Annotated in this window: 16 protein-coding genes; 5 read left to right on the top strand and 11 right to left on the bottom strand. The window is 60.2% G+C overall.

Translation table 11 applies throughout. The features are described from left to right. Positions 1-71 precede the first annotated feature (71 nt). The gene (locus C6382_RS05955) at positions 72-2624 is read right to left on the bottom strand and encodes a sulfite reductase flavoprotein subunit alpha (protein ID WP_107023809.1); all 2553 of its coding nucleotides are present in this window, start codon (positions 2622-2624) and stop codon (positions 72-74) included. Positions 2625-2719: 95 nt separating this feature from the next. Then, complete coding sequence (locus C6382_RS24300; protein ID WP_256589021.1) at positions 2720-2854, bottom strand: hypothetical protein; 135 nt, start codon at positions 2852-2854, stop codon at positions 2720-2722. Positions 2855-3073: 219 nt separating this feature from the next. Here C6382_RS24300 and C6382_RS05945 point away from each other — a divergent pair, with 219 nt between their 5' ends. Genes C6382_RS05945 through C6382_RS05935 form a run of 3 tightly spaced genes read left to right on the top strand, consistent with a single transcriptional unit; the run spans position 3074 to position 5136 of the window. After that, entirely contained in the window at positions 3074-3754 is a 681-nt protein-coding gene (locus C6382_RS05945) for a Fe2+-dependent dioxygenase (RefSeq protein ID WP_107023611.1), read from the top strand. Between the two features lie 2 nt (positions 3755-3756). Next, on the top strand, positions 3757-4533 hold the full coding sequence (locus C6382_RS05940) for a tetratricopeptide repeat protein (RefSeq protein WP_107023610.1): 777 nt from the start codon (positions 3757-3759) through the stop codon (positions 4531-4533). Positions 4534-4593: 60 nt separating this feature from the next. Next, positions 4594-5136, top strand: a complete 543-nt coding sequence (locus tag C6382_RS05935; protein ID WP_146146892.1) for a hypothetical protein — start codon at positions 4594-4596, stop codon at positions 5134-5136. Between the two features lie 45 nt (positions 5137-5181). On the opposite strand, the gene C6382_RS05930 is transcribed toward C6382_RS05935, so the two are convergent. The 5 genes from C6382_RS05930 to C6382_RS05905 all read right to left on the bottom strand — a co-directional run bounded on the left by C6382_RS05930 (position 5182) and on the right by C6382_RS05905 (position 10740). After that, the gene (locus C6382_RS05930; protein ID WP_107023608.1) at positions 5182-6345 is read right to left on the bottom strand and encodes a type III PLP-dependent enzyme; all 1164 of its coding nucleotides are present in this window, start codon (positions 6343-6345) and stop codon (positions 5182-5184) included. A gap of 957 nt (positions 6346-7302) precedes the next feature. Further along, on the bottom strand, positions 7303-8457 hold the full coding sequence (locus C6382_RS05920) for a betaine/proline/choline family ABC transporter ATP-binding protein (RefSeq protein WP_107023607.1): 1155 nt from the start codon (positions 8455-8457) through the stop codon (positions 7303-7305). Next, positions 8454-9107: an ABC transporter permease gene (locus C6382_RS05915; RefSeq protein ID WP_107023606.1), complete on the bottom strand. Its 654-nt coding sequence runs from the start codon at positions 9105-9107 to the stop codon at positions 8454-8456. Before C6382_RS05915 ends, C6382_RS05920 begins: the two co-directional genes overlap by 4 nt. Next, positions 9104-10012: a glycine betaine ABC transporter substrate-binding protein gene (locus C6382_RS05910; RefSeq protein ID WP_107023605.1), complete on the bottom strand. Its 909-nt coding sequence runs from the start codon at positions 10010-10012 to the stop codon at positions 9104-9106. The genes C6382_RS05915 and C6382_RS05910 overlap by 4 nt, the downstream gene beginning before the upstream one ends. Before the next feature lie 14 nt (positions 10013-10026). Then, positions 10027-10740: an ABC transporter permease gene (locus C6382_RS05905; protein ID WP_107023604.1), complete on the bottom strand. Its 714-nt coding sequence runs from the start codon at positions 10738-10740 to the stop codon at positions 10027-10029. A gap of 375 nt (positions 10741-11115) precedes the next feature. Between C6382_RS05905 and C6382_RS05900 the strand changes: the two genes are divergently transcribed. Then, complete coding sequence (locus C6382_RS05900) at positions 11116-11688, top strand: hypothetical protein (RefSeq protein WP_107023603.1); 573 nt, start codon at positions 11116-11118, stop codon at positions 11686-11688. A gap of 117 nt (positions 11689-11805) precedes the next feature. Next, entirely contained in the window at positions 11806-13389 is a 1584-nt protein-coding gene (locus C6382_RS05895; RefSeq protein WP_107023602.1) for a peptide chain release factor 3, read from the top strand. A gap of 79 nt (positions 13390-13468) precedes the next feature. Here the strand turns inward: C6382_RS05895 and C6382_RS05890 are convergent, their stop codons facing one another. The 4 genes from C6382_RS05890 to C6382_RS05875 form a co-directional block, all read right to left on the bottom strand. Beyond that, complete coding sequence (locus C6382_RS05890) at positions 13469-14548, bottom strand: polyamine ABC transporter substrate-binding protein (RefSeq protein WP_107023601.1); 1080 nt, start codon at positions 14546-14548, stop codon at positions 13469-13471. Positions 14549-14602: 54 nt separating this feature from the next. After that, positions 14603-14944: a cupin domain-containing protein gene (locus C6382_RS05885; RefSeq protein ID WP_107023600.1), complete on the bottom strand. Its 342-nt coding sequence runs from the start codon at positions 14942-14944 to the stop codon at positions 14603-14605. Positions 14945-14976: 32 nt separating this feature from the next. Continuing rightward, positions 14977-16383, bottom strand: a complete 1407-nt coding sequence (locus C6382_RS05880) for an FAD-binding oxidoreductase (protein ID WP_107023599.1) — start codon at positions 16381-16383, stop codon at positions 14977-14979. A 64-nt stretch (positions 16384-16447) separates the two neighbouring features. Next, entirely contained in the window at positions 16448-17257 is an 810-nt protein-coding gene (locus C6382_RS05875) for an AraC family transcriptional regulator (RefSeq protein WP_107023598.1), read from the bottom strand. Positions 17258-17309 lie beyond the last annotated feature (52 nt).

Here is a 17309-nt window from a genome sequence, read left to right as displayed (position 1 = left end):
CGCAATCGCGGGGCAAGCCCGTTCCCACTGGCTGTGGGAGCGGGCTTGCCCCGCGATATGGCCCTTAAGCCTTAATACACATCCCGCCGATAGCGCCCAAGATCAATCAAGCGCTCTACTTCGGTCACACCAAGCACTTCCCCAAGCACCTGATCGACCCCGCTGGCCATGCCCTGCAGGCTGCCACAGATATAAATCGAGGCCCCCTCAGCCAGCCAGCGCCGAAGCTCAGCGGCCTGTTCGCGCAAGCGATCCTGGACATACACCTTGTGTGCCTGATCGCGCGAGAATGCCAGGTCAAGGCGCGCCAGTTCACTGCTGCGCAGCCACCCTTGCAATTCTTCCTCACAGAGAAAATCATGGTCCTGGTTGCGTTCACCGAACAGCAGCCAGTTGCGCTGTTCGCCTGCTGTGATCCGGGCCTTGAGCAGGCTGCGCAGCCCGGCTAGCCCGGTGCCGTTGCCGATCAGGATCATCGGTGTCGCTGGCGCCGGCAAATGGAAGCTGCTGTTGCTGCGCAGGCGCAAGCTGACACTGTTATCCACAGCAAGGTACTCAGTCAGCCAGCCGGAGCCGAGCCCGAGGCTGCCGTCGGGGTGTCGCTCCTGGCGCACGATCAGCTCCAGCACGCCATCGCTAGCGATCGAGGCGATCGAGTATTCCCGTGCCGCCAGCGGAATCAGTGCATCGACCAAGGCCTGTGCATGCAGGCCGACCAGATGCTCGCGGCTGTTGGGCAATTGCCGGCTGGCCAAGGCTTGCAGCAGGCTTTCTTGCAGGCCGTCGACCTGTACGGCAGATTCACCATCGAGCCCCAGCCCGCGCAGGAACTGTTCAAGGTGTTGTGGGCTGTTGCGCGGCAGGATTTCCACCAGGTCTCCGGCTTGCCATTGCGCCGGTTGCTGTGGCTTGAGGCCGAGCAGATACACCGCTGAGCCTTGGCTGCCAGGGTTCATCAATGTGCGCTCGACCAAGGTCCAGTTGGCGAACTCAGGCGTCTGCCAGGCGGCCGGTGGCTTACTGCCAGTCAACTGTGCCAGATGCTGTTGCCAGCGTTGCAGGGCAGCAGGGTCTGCGCTGTCGACTTCCACCGCAGCGAAAGCGCTGGTGGCGCCACGCTCGCCAAGCCAAGCCTGCAGGCGACGGGCAAAGCCACAGAAATGGGGATATTGCCGGTCACCCAGAGCGAGCAGGGCGTAGTTCAGGTTGCCCAGGGCCCAAGGCTGGCCGAGCACTTTGCGTTCGAAGCCACGGGCACTGTCCGGCGCCTCGCCATCGCCGAAGGTACTGACCACGAACAGCGCACGTGCAGCTTGGTTAAGATCGCTTTCGGTCAGTTCGGCCAGTGGGCGCACCTGTACTGGCAAACCGGCAGCCTGCAGTTGTCCGGCACTCTGCCAGGCCAATTGTTCGGCGAAACCGCTCTGGCTGGCAAAGCCCACAAGCCAGCTGTTGTCCTGGGCGTTCGATGGCGCCAAGGTGCTGCGTGCAGCCCTCACCTGGCGCTTCTTGCGTCGACGATCAAGGTAGAGCATCCAGCCGGTGACAAAGAACAATGGCATGGTCAGGCTGGCGATGGTCACCAGGATGCGCCCGGCCAGGCCAAAGTAGCTGCCCACGTGCAGCGCATAGACGCTGGCCAGCAGCTGCGCCTTGAACGACTTGTCGGCGTAGCGATCGTGTTTTTTCACCTGGCCGTTGGCCGGGTCGAGGGTGAGGGTGTTGAGCGCACGTTCGTGCTCGGCGCCTTCGAGCAGGTAGAAGAGGGTCGCCGGTTGTCCACCGGCAGGCGGCAGCCGCAGGTTGTAGCTGGTCATGTTTGGGCCGGCCGCGGCTTGCAGATTGCTCCAGATGGCGTCGTAGTCGACCACCAGAGGCTTGGCGTCTTTGCCCGGCGCGCCACCTGGACGGCCGCGGCCTTCGCCACGCTTGTGCTGCTGGCCAGCGGCGGGGCCATCGGCCAGCAGTTTGTTCAGGCCTTCGCGGTACCACTCATACGACCAGAACAGGCCGGTGACGGCGAACAACAGATAGAACAGCAGGCACCAGGTGCCGAATACGGCATGCAGGTCCCAGTTGAAGGCCCGGCCCTTTTTGGCCCAGTCCAGGGTCAGCCAGACCCGCCAGTTCAGCGCTTTGCGCGGCCAGCGCAGGTACAGGCCGGAGAGACAGAAGAAAATCAGCATGAGTGTGCAGGCGCCGGTGATCTGCCGCCCCGTGTCGCCCATGGCCAGAAAACGGTGCAGTTGCAGCATCAGGTCGAAGAAGCCTTGACCGGCAACCTCGCCCTGCAGCTTACCGGTATAAGGATCGGCATAGCGCATCAAGCCCCGGCGTTCACCGGGAGGAGGGGTGAAGAAGACGCGTGCCGCCTTATCGCTACGAGGCTGGACCGAGATCATGGCAACCTTGTCACCCTGTTCGGCCTCGATCCGCCTGACCAGCTCCGGCAGTGGCAACACCCCCTCCTGGAGCACCTCGACCTTGAGCACGTCAGGATTGAACAGCTGCAGCAGTTCATCCTGAAACGACCAGATCGCCCCGGTGATGCCCATCAATGCCAGCACCAGGCCGGCGCTGATACCGAAGAACCAGTGCAGCTGAAACAACGATTTCTTCACCACATCGCTCACCTTGTCTTGCTGCAAATACGAATGCGTCGCGCATTATGCCTTGATACACAAAAGCCCCGGTCACTGAAATGAACGGGGCTTGCCGGTCAGTACATCCCGGTCGGCTCGGTCTCTGCGGCATAAGCCAGGTGTCCGGCAGAGGTAGCAGTAATCGCTACACCAATGACAGAGGCGAGCAAGCGTGATGAACTGACAGCGGTTGGCACAGAGTGACGCGGCATGGTGGTCCCCTTCCCCAGGTTTTCAAGGCTGCGAAATATAGTGTAAACAAATATGAGTAACAATTGAGAACGCCTGCTATTTACTGTGAATTTACGTTCCTTACAATTTGTTTCTGCGGGTTTCTATGGCTGAAACGTCCCGGCCTTCAGAAAAGGCTTGTAGTAAGTCAATGGGAATCAATATCATTGACGTCTTTTCTGCTTTCGGGAACCTGGGCCATGCTGCTACACATTTGCGGACTGTTCTCCACAGAGGAAGTCACGCGTATTCGCGAGGCGCTGGAGCAGACCGAGTGGGCTGACGGCAAGGTCACTGCGGGCTATCAGTCGGCCAAGGCCAAGCACAATCTGCAGCTCCCTGAAGGCCATCCGCTGGCCAAGGAAATCGGCACGGCGCTGATCGAGCGTTTGTGGCAGCACCCACAATTCATGTCGGCAGCGTTGCCGCACAAGGTCTTCCCGCCGTTGATCAACTGCTATCGCGAAGGTGGCAATTTCGGCTTTCACATTGATAACGCCCTGCGCCAGCCCCGTGGCAGCCATGAGCGGGTGCGTACCGATCTGTCCTCGACCCTGTTCCTGAGCAATCCCGACGACTATGACGGTGGTGAGCTGGTGATCCAGGACACCTATGGCGTGCAGCAGGTGAAGCTGGCAGCAGGGGACTTGGTGCTTTATCCGGGTACCAGCCTGCACAAGGTCAACCCGGTCACGCGTGGCGCACGTTATGCCGCATTCTTCTGGACTCAGAGCCTGATTCGCGAAGACAGTCAGCGCGCTTTGCTGTTCGAGATGGATAACGCTATTCAGCAACTGACAGCAGACATGCCCGAGCACCCGGCGTTGGTCCAGTTGACCGGTACCTATCACAATCTGCTGCGCCGCTGGGTCGAGGTCTGACAGTGAGTTTCAATCTGCGTCGTGAACAGATTCTGGATGCCGATCAATTGCGCGCAATGCTCGAAGAAAGTCCGGGCAAGGCAGCTCAGGGTATTCTTGCCGCAGCGGGGCAGGGGATTGTCGAAGCACAGCTGTTGCTCGGGCAGATTCTGCTGGATGGGCGCGGTATCGAGCAGGACCTGGCGTTGGCGCGTACCTGGTTTGCAATTGCCAGCAACGCTGACAGCGCTATGGCCCACAACATGCTCGGACGGTGCCTGGAGCATGGCTGGGGCGGTGATGTTGACCTGCCCGGCGCTGCCCGCCATTACCGTTTCGCCGCGCAGGCTGGGCTGGACTGGGGCTTGTACAACCTGGCCAATCTGCTGGCAGCCGGGCGTGGCCTTGGCCAGGACCACACTCAGGCTCTAGCCTGTTATCGGCAGGCCGCGCTGATGGGTCACGCCAAGTCAATGAACCTTTACGGGCGTTACCTCGAAGAAGGTCTGGGCGGTTTGACGGTGGACCTGCAGGCAGCTTGCGAGTGGTATCGGCGCTCAGCCGAGGCGGGTGATTTTCGCGGAATGTTCAGCCTGGCGATGGTGCTGGCCGAGCGCGGACAGCTGCTTCAAGCCAGTTCCTGGTTGGAGCGGGCCAGGCAGCAGGGCAACCTGAGATTCTTGCACAGTAGCCTGAGCACACTGCTTGCGGCGGGGCCGCTGCTGGCCGATCAAGCGGCTGGATACGCAAGAGAAATCAAATTGCGCAGCAGTCCTTGCCAGGAAACGCTACAACCTTAACAGGCTTGGCTGCAGCGCAGATGCTTCAGCGTACTTCCAGGCCAGCCAGGGGTGGCAACCATGCAATATGTTCCAGAACGCTCCTTCATCGCTTCGCTAACCTCAACTACACCGGGTTATGAGGGTATTCTCGACTCGGTGGAATCTAAATCTGACGAGTCTACCCGGCGTAACCATCAGTGGTTGACGGTATCAGCGTTCAGCTCTGTCGAGTCTCAGCAGCGTTTCTGGTTCGGCTACTTTGCTGGTGAAAACCCTGGCTATCGTGTGCGCGCTGTGGGGGGTTCGAACGGCGATGCGCACTACGATGCTTGGGATCTGAGTGCTAACGGCTATGTTGGCTATTATCCGACCAGCAAAAAACCGGTGCTGTGGCGACTATGGGTCAATGGTGCATCTGGTGTGCCGACGCGTGGTGCGCAAGAGGGCGTAACCATCGCTGCGGTCGGTAGCGTCCCGATTGGTGTGCGTAACAGGAAATCGTGGGAAGACCGTTATGTGCAAGCAGGTGCTCCGAACAAGTTGATCATGAGCTTGGGCGTAGAGCATGTGAATGTTCCGCTGTTCGATAGTTGGAGCAAGTTGACCAACTATCGGCGCTGAGAACTGATACTACAAAAAAAACGGGGCCTTGCGGCCCCGTTCTCGTTACAGGTAGTAGGCTTTCAACGGCGGGAAGCCATTGAATTCTACCGCGCTGTAGCTGGTGGTGTAGGCACCGGTCGACAGCCAGTACAGGCGGTCACCGATAGCCAGGTTCAGCGGCAGGCCGTACTTGTAGTGTTCGTACATGATGTCGGCGCTGTCGCAGGTCGGGCCGGCGATCACTACTTCTTCCATCTCGCCTTTCTTCTCGGTCCAGATCGGGAACTTGATCGACTCGTCCATGGTTTCGATCAGGCCGGAGAACTTGCCGACGTCGGTGTAGACCCAGCGCTCGACTGCGGTGCGCGACTTGCGCGCCACCAGCACCACTTCGCTGACCAGGATGCCGGCGTTGGCAATCAGCGAACGGCCTGGCTCGAGGATGATTTCCGGCAGGTCGTCACCGAAGTCTTCCTTGAGGAAGCGGATGATTTCTTCGGCGTAGGTTTCCAGGCTGTTGGTGCGGGTGATGTAGTTGGCCGGGAAGCCGCCACCCATGTTGATCAGCTTGAGTTCGATACCGTCTTCTTCCTTCAGGCGTTCGAAGATCACTTTGACCTTGGCGATCGCCGCATCCCAGACGCTGATGTCGCGCTGCTGCGAACCGACGTGGAAGGATACGCCGTAAGGTACCAGGCCCAGGTCGCGGGCGAGGATCAGCAGGTCCATGGCCATGTCGGTCTGGCAGCCGAACTTGCGCGACAGTGGCCAGTCCGCAGTGGTCGAGCCTTCGGTGAGGATTCGCACGTAAACTTTCGAACCCGGAGCGGCCTTGGCGATGTTGCGCAGGTCGGCTTCGGAGTCGGTGGCATACAGACGCACGCCCTTCTCATAGAAGTAGCGGATGTCTTTGGATTTCTTGATGGTGTTGCCGTAGCTGATGCGTTCGGCGCTGACGCCACGGCCCATCACCTTGTCCAGCTCATAGATCGAGGCGATATCGAAGCTCGAGCCTTTTTCCTTGAGCAGGTCGATGATTTCCACGGCCGGGTTGGCCTTGACCGCGTAGTAGACCTTGGCGAATTCGAAACCGGCGCGCAGGTCATCGTAGGCCTGGCTGATCATCTGGGTGTCGATGAGCACGAACGGGGTTTCTTGCTTGTCGGCGAAAGCCTTCATTTTCTGAAAGGTATCGCGCGCGAAGTAGTCTTCGACCTGAATCGACATGCTTAGGGACTCCATGGGCAAACTGAATAAAAAAGTGGCTGCAACTGAACGCCCTCCGTATCCCCACTTTGGTTCGCCTACTTCCCAAGGCATGTCGCCGAAAGCAAAAAGGCCACCGTGCGTGATAAAGCGAGCTACGGGTGACCTTGCTGTCTCGTCGTCAGTACTTGAGCCGGATGGATCGTTTCCAGCATGGACGTTCGGCGCGAACTTTAGGACCTGAGGGGCTCAAGATCAACAAAAAATGTCGCGATTTTGCACACGTCTGTCGCCCCGCCTTGCTCAGCCACTTTTTAACCGACCCAGGTAAACAGCAGATGTTCAATTTGATGACAAAAGCGTTAAAAATACCGAAATGCCCGGGGATCTTTCCAGTATTCGGCCAGATTGCTTTCATGCCGTGTGATCGGCGAAATTAGCGACGAAAGTGGCAAAAAAACGTCTGTTGTCCGGCAATTAATGACCCAGGTGTTGTAGGAGCAAGCCAGCAGTGGCGTTCAATTTTTTTTTCGTGCTCAGCTGCCATCAAGCGCGTTGGCAGCAGGACATTTTTTTCCCCGATCACGCTTCGTCGCCTGCCATGATCTTCGATCTCTGTTGTTAATGAGAGAAATTACTATTCGCGTCATTCCTCACCGCTTGGCCAAGCCCCCCCCGCATCGTGTCGCGACACAAAGGCTTTCTCGACCACTACCAAGAGCTGATCGGCGCCTGGTGGCTACGATTTCGGCCAGCAGCTGTCGAACCTGAGGTTAGCGGCAGGGGTGAAGAACATCTTCGACAAGCAGTGCTACACCCGATCCAGCGACAACAACTTGGGGATTTACCTGGGTGAGACGCGCACCTTCTATGTGCAGGCCAGTGTAGGGTTCTGAATAGCTGGGGCTGCTGTCACAGCCCATCGCCGGCAAGGCCGGCTCCTACAGGAACCGGCCTTGCCGGCGATGCTCTTCAAGGTCAGGCCAAGGCTTCAGCCGGGGAAACAATACTGGTTTTGCCCCCGCGCGAACGCCCGGAGCTCAGGTAAGCCGCAATCGACTCCTGCGTCACTTCGCCAAGAAACACCTGTTCGGCATCGAGCACCGGCAACCATGAGCGGTTGAACTCGTACATCCGCGACAGCAAGATGCGCAGGTGCTCGTCATGGGACGCTGTGGCGTTGAAGGTGCGCAGGAAATTGGCGCAACTACCTTGCTGGCGATGCAGGTCGCGCCGACGCACATAGCCCATGGCCTTGTTCTGCGCATCGGTGACCACTACGTAGCGCCGGTCATGCTCGTCCATCAGTTCCAGCGCATCGCTGACCGGCGTTTGCGGGCTGACTGACGGTGCGTTGTCGGCGGCGTCTTCGGCGCGCACCAGCAGTAGGCGTTTGAGCGTGCTGTCCTGACCGACGAAGTTGCTGACAAAATCATCGACCGGGTGCGCCAAGAGCGTATCGGGATGGTCGATCTGGATCAGCTTACCGGCACGGAAAATGGCGATCTTGTCACCCAGTTTGACCGCCTCGTCGATGTCGTGGCTGACCATGATCACGGTCTTGTTCAGCGCCCGCTGCATCTCGAAAAACTCGTTCTGGATCATCTCGCGGTTGATCGGGTCGACCGCGCCGAACGGCTCGTCCATCAACAGCAGCGGTGCCTCGGCGGCCAGGGCGCGGATCACCCCGATACGCTGTTGCTGGCCCCCGGACAATTCGCGCGGGTAGCGCTGCAGGTACTGCTTGGGTTCGAGCTTGATCATGCTCATCAGCTCGCGGGCACGCTCATGGCACTTTTGCTTGTCCCAGCCGAGCAAGCGCGGGACCACGGTGATGTTTTCTTCGATGGTCATGTTGGGGAACAGACCGATCTGCTGGATCACATAGCCGATGCGCCGGCGCAGGGTGACTTCGTCCAGATCCGTGGTGTCTTCGCCGTTGATCAGCACCTTGCCGGAGGTTGGCGTGATCAGGCGATTGATCATTTTCAGCGTGGTGCTTTTGCCGCAACCGGACGGGCCGAGGAACACGCAGATTTCGCCTTCATTGACGGTCAGGCTGACAGCATCGACGGCTTTGACATCTTTACCGTTGGCGTGAAAGGTCTTGCTCAGGTTCTGGAGTTCGATCATTTGCGCAGTCCTTCTGGAGTCAGGGCACGTTGCAGGGTTTGCAGCAGCAGGTCAGCGAAGATGGCCAGCAGGCTCACCAGCAAGGCACCGACCAGCAGCATCGACATGTCGCTACGGCTGATGGAGGTGAGGATCAGTACGCCCAGGCCACCGGCGCCGATGGTCGCGGCGATGGTCATGACGCCGATGTTCATCACCACAGCGGTACGTACGCCGGCGAGAATCACCGGTACGGCGATGGGCAGTTCGACCATGCGCAGGCGCTGGCCGAAGGTCATGCCGATGCCGCGTGCGGCTTCACGAATCCCTGGCTCGACGTTGGTCAGCGCCAGGTAGGTGTTGCGCAGGATCGGCAGCAATGAATAAAGGAACACCGCAGTGATCGCCGGCAATGGCCCCAGGCCCTGGCCGAACTTGGAGTAGAACGGCAACAGCAGGCCGAACAGGGCAATCGAGGGGATGGTCAGCAGCACCGTGGCGCACGCCTGCAAGGGACCGGCGAGGGCAGGGAAGCGGGTCATCAGGATGCCCAGCGGTACGCCGAACAGAATCGCCAGGCTGACGGCGATGCCGACCAGGGTGATGTGCTGCCAGGTCAGGTGCAGGACCGGGGCCCAGTCCAGGTGAGCGAAGGTATCGAACATGGTCATGGCAGCTCCTGTGCAGGTGGATGCTGGCGCAGGTACTCGGCGGCGACCTTGCCCGGGCTCTGGTGCTCGACGTCGACTTTGGCGTTGAGCTCGCGCAGGGTCTGGTCATCCAGTTGCTCGGCCAGCGGCTTGAGCAGGGTGGCCAGTTGCGGGTGGGCGTCGAGGACTTCCTTACGCACCACCGGGGCGGCGGTGTAGTCGGGGAAGTAGTGTTTGTCGTCTTCGAGCAGCTTCAGGTCAAAGGCGCTCAGACGTCCGTCGGTGGTGTAGACCAGGCCACTGAATACCTGGCCGTTGCGCAGCGCGGTGTAGACCAGGCCGGCGTCCATCTGGCGGATGTTACGGCGGGTCAGTTGCAGGTCGTAGGTTTCGGTGAGGCCGACCAGTCCGTCGGGGCGGTTGGCGAACTCCGTGTCCAGGGCGATCACATGCGTGCGCTCCTTCTCCTCGCGCAATACCTGGTTCAGCTGGCTGATGGTGTTCACCTGCGGATACTGCTCGGCAATCTTGCGCGGCAGGGCCAGGGCGTAGGTGTTGCTGAATTTCGACGGCGCCAGCCAGATCAGACCTTTCCTGGCATCCAGTTCCTTGACCTTGGCATAAGTGGCTGCGGCGCTGGGCATGCGCTCGTCGATGTGGTTATAGGACACCAGCGACACACCGGTGTATTCCCAAACCATGTCCAGTTGGCCGGTTTCATGGGCGCTACGGGCCAGATTGCTGCCCAGCCCACCGGTGATGCGTACATCGAAGCCGTTCTGGTTGAGGTAACGGGCGGTGATTTCCGCCAGCACGGTCTGTTCGGTGAAGACCCGTGCGCCGAGACGGATCACAGGTTTTGTCGCGGCCTGGGCAAATCCCGAGAACAGCAGGGCCGTGCCCAGTAACAAGGCGATTCTTTTCATTGGAATTCCTTCGCTTAGTGGGCCAGGCCGCGTTCAAGCCAGCGCCGGCTGCCTTGCGCCACCAGGGCGTCGAGCAAGAGGGCGAGCAAAGCGGTGCAGGCAGCGCCGAGCAGCAGTTGCGGCTGATTGTTCAGGGCGATGCCGGGAAAAATCAGGCTGCCGAGACTGTTGGCGCCGATCAGGAACGACAGCGGTGCGGTGCCGACGTTGATCGCCAGGGCCACCCGTACGCCGCCGATGATGATCGGCACGGCATTGGGTAGCTCGACTTGCCACAGGCGTTGGCGGGGTGTCATGCCGATACCGGTGGCGGCTTCCTTGAGCGAGGCGGGAACATTTTTAAGGCCCTCGTAGGTGTTGCGCACGATGGGCAGAAGGGAGGCGAGGAACAAGGCGAAGATCGCCGGACCTGCACCGATGCCGAGGAAACTCAGGGCAATGGCTAGAACGGCCAGGGGTGGGATGGTGTTGCCAATATTGAAAAGCTGCATGAAACGTTCGGCGCGGTCGACCCGGTGTGGTCGACTCAAGGCAATGCCAGCGGGTATGCCCACGGCTAATGCCGCCACCATCGACAGCAGCACCAGCATCAGGTGCGCTTGCAGGTAGAACCACAGATCGGCGCGGTAGTGCGCGATCGTATCGATGCCGATCCAGTGGATCAGCAGGGCCAGGATGACGAGCGCAAAGGCACATCCCATCAGCCCCTTGCCATAGCTTTTAGCCACAGGCGGACTCCTTTTGTTGTCGGCGAACACACTCCCGTGGCGGCCATCATTCCAGGTGGCAGGCAGTGCGATCGCGATAAGCAGCGCGTTGTCCGAAACGGAGCGAAACACGCCATAAGCGAAGCCTCGTCAGGCTCGTGTTGCCGGTGAAACCACCCCTGACGAACGGTCATTAGCGGTTGCCTATCAGGGGAGTGGACGCCTCCACTGCCGTAAAGGTTCCCATCTGAAGCAGCGTTTGGCCAGGGCTACTTGCTTGATGGCACCCTGTTTCCCTCTGCGCTTTTCCTCGTCAGTCCCCTTGAATGCTGGGCTGGAGGAGACTCCGACGAGTGGTCTGCGGACCGTGAAAAATCTCAGAAAGGAAAACCAACAATGCTCAAACATAACTATGATCGTTCGTTCATTGCTCACGTTGCTTGTACGACGCCGGGTTACGAGGGTTATCTTGATTGCGCCAAGCTAGCGATCAAGAACGGCGAGGCTGCACGTGTCGCCGACGACTGGATGATCGTGACGTCAATTCTGGGGCCTGAGCCTCATTACTTCTGGTTTCGTTGCCTGTTTGACGAATCCATTGGCCGTCCCTACTACGACATCCAGTCTTGGAGCCGTCGAACCGGTCGGGACTTCAACTCCAAGAAGCGTCACTTGGACTGCAGTTATAACGGATCCCCTGGGCTGTACGCTGAGTCTCCCGAAGATCAGCGCCTCTGGAAGGTGATGACCCGTCAGGACGGTCGTTTCGCCAGCATGACCTCGATTGTGGCAGTCGGGCAGAAGATCGAGGCGCGAATTTGGACACGCTCGAATTGTGAACTTCAGGCGGCCGACCGCCAACGGGTGGGCGATCACTGGTTCGCCTGCGCGGCGACCAGTGGCGGGCAGGCGTTGGACTTGTGTCTGGAAATTACTCACATCGGCGAAGAACTGCTCGACGATCATTGACCGAGGCAGCCGCATTCCGGCCATTTCGGCCGGGATGCAGGCGCCGCTGTTTGGGTCCGCTGCTGGTTTCGGGTATAATCTGCGCCCTTTTTTGAATCCCTTGCCAGGCGATTTCCCATGACCAACCAGGCCGCCGAAGTCGCGAAACGCCGCACCTTCGCTATTATTTCCCACCCCGACGCGGGTAAAACCACCATCACCGAGAAGCTGTTGCTGATGGGCAAGGCGATTGCCATTGCCGGTACGGTGAAATCGCGAAAGTCCGACCGCCATGCCACCTCCGACTGGATGGAAATGGAGAAGCAGCGTGGTATTTCCATCACCACCTCGGTGATGCAGTTCCCGTACCGCGAGCACATGATCAACCTGCTCGACACCCCGGGTCACGAAGACTTCTCCGAAGATACCTACCGCACTCTGACCGCCGTCGACTCGGCGCTGATGGTGCTCGACGGTGGTAAAGGCGTCGAGCCACGGACCATCGCCCTGATGGATGTCTGCCGTCTGCGTGATACGCCGATCGTCAGCTTCATCAACAAACTCGACCGCGATATCCGCGACCCGATCGAACTGCTCGACGAAATCGAGGCGGTACTGAAGATCAAGGCGGCGCCGATCACCTGGCCGATCGGTTGCTACCGCGACTTCAAAGGCGTGTACCACCTGGCCGGCGACTACATCATCGTTTACACCCCGGGCCACGGCCACGAGCGTACCGAGGTGAAGATCATCGAAAAGCTCGACTCCGACGAAGCCCGGGCGCACCTGGGTGACGAGTACGAGCGCTTTCTCGAACAACTGGAACTGGTGCAGGGTGCCTGCCACGAATTCGACCAGGACGAGTTCATGCGCGGCGAGCTGACCCCGGTGTTCTTCGGTACCGCACTGGGTAACTTCGGTGTTGACCATGTGCTCGATGCCGTCGTCGACTGGGCGCCACGCCCGTTGCCACGGGTTGCCAACGAGCGCAGCGTCGAGCCGGTGGAAGAGAAATTCAGCGGTTTCGTGTTCAAGATCCAGGCGAACATGGACCCCAAGCACCGCGACCGTATTGCCTTCATGCGTATCTGCTCGGGTAAGTACGAGAAAGGCATGAAAATGCGTCACGTGCGCACCGGCAAGGACCTGCGCATCGGCGACGCACTGACCTTCTTCTCCTCCGAACGTGAGCAGCTGGAAGAAGCCTGGGCCGGTGACATCATCGGTCTGCACAACCATGGCACCATCCAGATTGGCGACACCTTCACCGAAGGCGAAGCGCTGGGCTTCACCGGTATTCCGCACTTCGCCCCGGAACTGTTCCGCCGCGTACGCCTGAAAGATCCGCTCAAGTCCAAGCAACTGCGCCAGGGTTTGCAGCAGCTGGCTGAAGAGGGCGCGACCCAGGTGTTTTTCCCCGAGCGCAGCAACGACATCATCCTCGGCGCCGTCGGTGTGCTGCAGTTCGATGTGGTCGCCAGCCGCCTGAAGGAAGAGTACAAGGTCGAATGCGCCTACGAGCCGATCACCGTCTGGTCCGCGCGCTGGATCAGCTGTGACGACAAGAAGAAGCTTGAGGAATTCAAGAACAAGGCAGTGGAAAACCTGGCCATCGACGGCGGTGGTCACCTGACCTACCTGGCCCCGACCCGGGTCAACCTGGCGCTGATGGAAGAGCGCTGGCCGGATGTGAAGTTCCGCGCTACTCGCGAGCACCATTAAGTAGAAAGTATCGCGGGGCAAGCCCGCTCCCACAGGGCTATCAATAACCCAGTGGGAGCGGGCTTGCCCCGCGATTGCCTCAATTTCCCGCTTTAATGCTGGTCCAGATCCGCGTACGAATGCGATCGATCTTGGCTGGCATCGCCTCCAGTGCATACAGCTTGCCGAGCATCTCGTCGCTCGGGTAAATCATGGTGTTGGCTTTCAGCGCCGAGTCCACCAGGGTGTCGGCCTTGAGGTTGCCGTTGGCGTACTGCACATGGTCGCTGATGTTGGCCATCACCGCCGGTTGCAGCAGGTAGTTCATGTAGGCATAGCCGGCTTTTTCGTCCGGTGCATCCGCCGGCATGGCAACCATGTCGAACCACATCGGCGCACCTTCCTTGGGAATCGAGTAGCCGACGTTGATGCCGTTCTTCGCTTCCTCTGCACGGTTTTTCGCCTGCAGCACGTCGCCCGAGAAACCCACCACTACGCAGACATCACCGTTAGCCAGGTCACCGGTGTACTTGGATGAATGGAAGTAGCTGATGTACGGGCGCACCTTCATCAGTAGCTCTTTGGCTTTGTCATAGTCCTTCGGGTCCTGGCTGTGGTGCGCAAGCCCCAGGTAGTTGAGGGCAATTGGCAGCAGCTCCGGACCGTTGTCCAGCACCGCCACGCCGCAACGCTTGAGCTTGCTGATGTACTCGGGCTTGAAGATCAGGTCCCAGGAATCCACCGGGGCGTCGTCGCCCAGCACCGCCTTGACCTTGTCGATGTTGTAACCGATACCGGTACTGCCCCACAGATACGGGAAGCCGTACTGGTTGCCCGGATCGTTGACCTCCAGCGCCTTGAGCAGCAGCGGATTGAGGTTCTGCCAGTTCGGTAGCTGGCTCTTGTCGAGTTTTTTCAGCGCCTTGCCCTGGATCTGCCGGGCCATGAAGTGGTTGGACGGAAACACCACGTCATAGCCGGAGTTGCCGGTCATCAGCTTGCCGTCGAGGGTCTCGTTGCTGTCGAACACGTCGTAGGTCGGCACGATACCGCTGGCTTGCTGGAAGTTCTTCAGGGTATCGGGGGCGATATAGCTGGACCAGTTGTAGATTTTCACCGAATCGGCCGCCTGGGCCATGGCGGTAGCCAACAACAGGGGGGCGATGAGCAATGCGCGCATGTCTGGATTCCTTGCTTTGTCTGTTTTTATCGAAGGAGGCAGGCGATCAAACGATCAGAAAATCAGTACGTAGGTTTTGCGCACGGTTTCCTGGATATCCCAGATACCGGTGCTGTTGGCCGGCAGCATGATGGCGTCGCCGGCTTCGATGGTCAGCGGCTCGCCGCCGTCGGGGGTGAAGGTGCAGCGGCCCTTGATGAAGTGGCAGAACTCCTGCTGCACAATCTGCCGCCGCCAGCGCCCTGGGGTGCACTCCCAGATGCCGGTTTCGACGCCGTCGCAGCGCTCGACAGCGGTCACCGAGGCAACCGACACCGGCTCGCCGAGGGGCACGGCAACCGGATTCGATTCTTGCAAGGCGACAGTGTCGGTGTTCTTGAACTGGGTAATGCTCATATCGGTGGATCCTGTGCAGGGGGAACGAAAAGTCAGCGCATGAAGCCTTCCATGAAGTCCGCCACGCCACTGGCCAGGCGTCGGCGCCAAGGGGCGCTGGTCGGGTCGGCGAGGGTCTGGTCCTCATGGACGAAACTCTTGATGATGGCGTTGTAGCCCAGCCAGCGGCACGGCTCCGGCTCCCAGCCTTTGAGGCTGGACAGCGTGCGGTCGGGGTTCACCCAGGGTTGCTCGGTCAGCTCGCTGCGCCGTTCCAGAATCAGCTCGGCCAGGGTGCGGCCACCCAGGTTGCTGGCACCGACCCCTTCGCCGCCGTAGCCACCGGCCAGGGCGATGCCTTGCTTGCGGTCACACAGCATGTGCGGCTGGAAGCGCCGGGCCATACCCAGGTTGCCGCCCCAGGCGTGGGTGATGGCGACGTCCTTGAGCTGCGGGAACAGCTCGCCAAACAGGTAGCGGCGTAGCTCGATCTCGCTGTTGGTGAGGTCGAAGTTTTCTCGCAGGCGTCCGGCAAAGCGGTAGCCGCCACGGGCGCCGAACACCAGGCGATTGTCGGCGCTGCGCTGGCCATAGGTGACCTGGCGGCTGTTTTCACTGAAGGCCTGGCCGCGGTTCAGGCCAATCTTTTCCCAGACCTGCTCCGGCAACGGCTCAGTGGCTACCAGCAGGCTCTGGACCGGCATCTGGTAATGGCCCAGCGGCGGCAGGTTGACCGAGTAGCCTTCGACGGCCGGCACCAGCCACTGACACTTGACCCGTGCTTGCGCCGTGCGCACTTCACCTGCACGCCAGTCGAGCACCGGGCTGTTCTCGTACAGTCGCACGCCCAAGCGTTCCACTGTGCGGGCCAGGCTGCGCACCAGTTTGGCCGGTTGAATGGTTGCCACATTGGGATTGAAGATCGCCCCATAGGGTTTGCTGATGCGCAGTTGGCTGGCCAGTTGCTCAGGGCTCAGCCAGCGGTAGTCGGCTTCGTTCAGGCCTTGCTTGTAGAGTTTGTCCAGATAGGCGCGAAGGGTCGCTTGCTGTTCTGGATAACGTGCCGCGCAATACAGCACGCCGCCTTTGCGATAGTCGCAGTCGATGTCTTCGCGCTCGAGTACGCGCTGCACTTCATCGGGAATGCCATGCAGCAGGTCGTAGGAGGCGCGGCGTTGCTCGGGAGAGCTGGCCGCGAGCAGGCGGTCCTCGCCCAGCAGGTTACCCATCAGCCAGCCACCGTTGCGACCGGAGGCGCCGAAGCCGGCGATGTTGGCTTCGATGATGGCAATGTTCAGATGCGGTGCGTGTTGTTTCAGGTAGTAGGCGGTCCACAGCCCGGTGTAGCCGGCGCCGATGATGCAGACATCCACGTCCAGGTCCTGCTGCAGGGCTGCACGCGCGCTCAGCGTCTCATCCAGCTGGTCCATCCAAAGGCTTATCTTGCGCCATGCCTGCATTGTTTTCGGCTCCACATCCGTTACGGTCTGTGGGCGATCCTAGAAGCTGGCGGGGGGCGTTGTCTTAGCTGCGTGCACGCAGAGAATTCTGCTTGACCCAGGCCTTGGGCGAGAGCCCGGTGTGCTGGCGGAAACACTTGTAGAAGGCCGACAGTGAATTGAAGCCGGCGGCGAACGCCAGGTCGTCGATCTTGGCGTTGCTCGGCGCTTGTTCCAGGCCATTGAGCAGGTGCTGCAGGCGCGCCTGGTTGACGTAGCGGTAGAAACTCTGGCCGAGTACCTGGTTGAGCAGGTAGGAGATCTGATTACGGCTGTAGCCGCTGGCGTCGGCGACTTGCTGCAGGTTCAGCTCCGGGTCGAGGTAGGGGCGCTGGCGCTGGAAGTAGTGCTCCAGGTCCTGGGCCATGGTCGATAGCTGGCGTGGCGACAGGCCCAGGCGGCTGGTGGCCGGGCGTGGGCCGGAACGGGCGCTGCCGTAGCTGTCTCTGCGAATCAGAGTGGCGTATTCATTGACCCGCCAGATCAGCCCCTCCTTCACGGTAATGGCTTCGCTGGACTGGAACGCCACCAGGCCTTCGCCGCCCTGGACCGTGACCTGGTACTGGATGAACGCCGTGCAGCCGTCGACGCGGATGCGATCGCTGTGAACGATGTCTTCGCCAGCTTCGTGGGGTAGGCAGGCGCATACGTAATCGCGCAGCTCGCTGTGGCCGAGCACGCGATTCTGGAAGAAGTCGTGGTACTGAACGTCCGGGTGATAGAGCGCGATCACACCGTCGAGGTCGCGATGCTTCCAGCACAGGTGGTAGCGCAGGACAGTGTCGGCGGTAATCGGGGTTTGTTCAGGGCCGTCAGGCAGGTTGTTTGAGTTCATGTGGCAATAGTGCCGAGCGTCTAGAGCCCAGGCAACCCTGTGCAAGCGGCCT

This window comes from Pseudomonas sp. BBP2017 (assembly GCF_003024385.1).
GTDB lineage: Bacteria > Pseudomonadota > Gammaproteobacteria > Pseudomonadales > Pseudomonadaceae > Aquipseudomonas.
The sequence above is the reverse complement of the archived record's forward strand: the minus strand, read 5'-3'. Positions and strand labels throughout refer to the sequence as shown.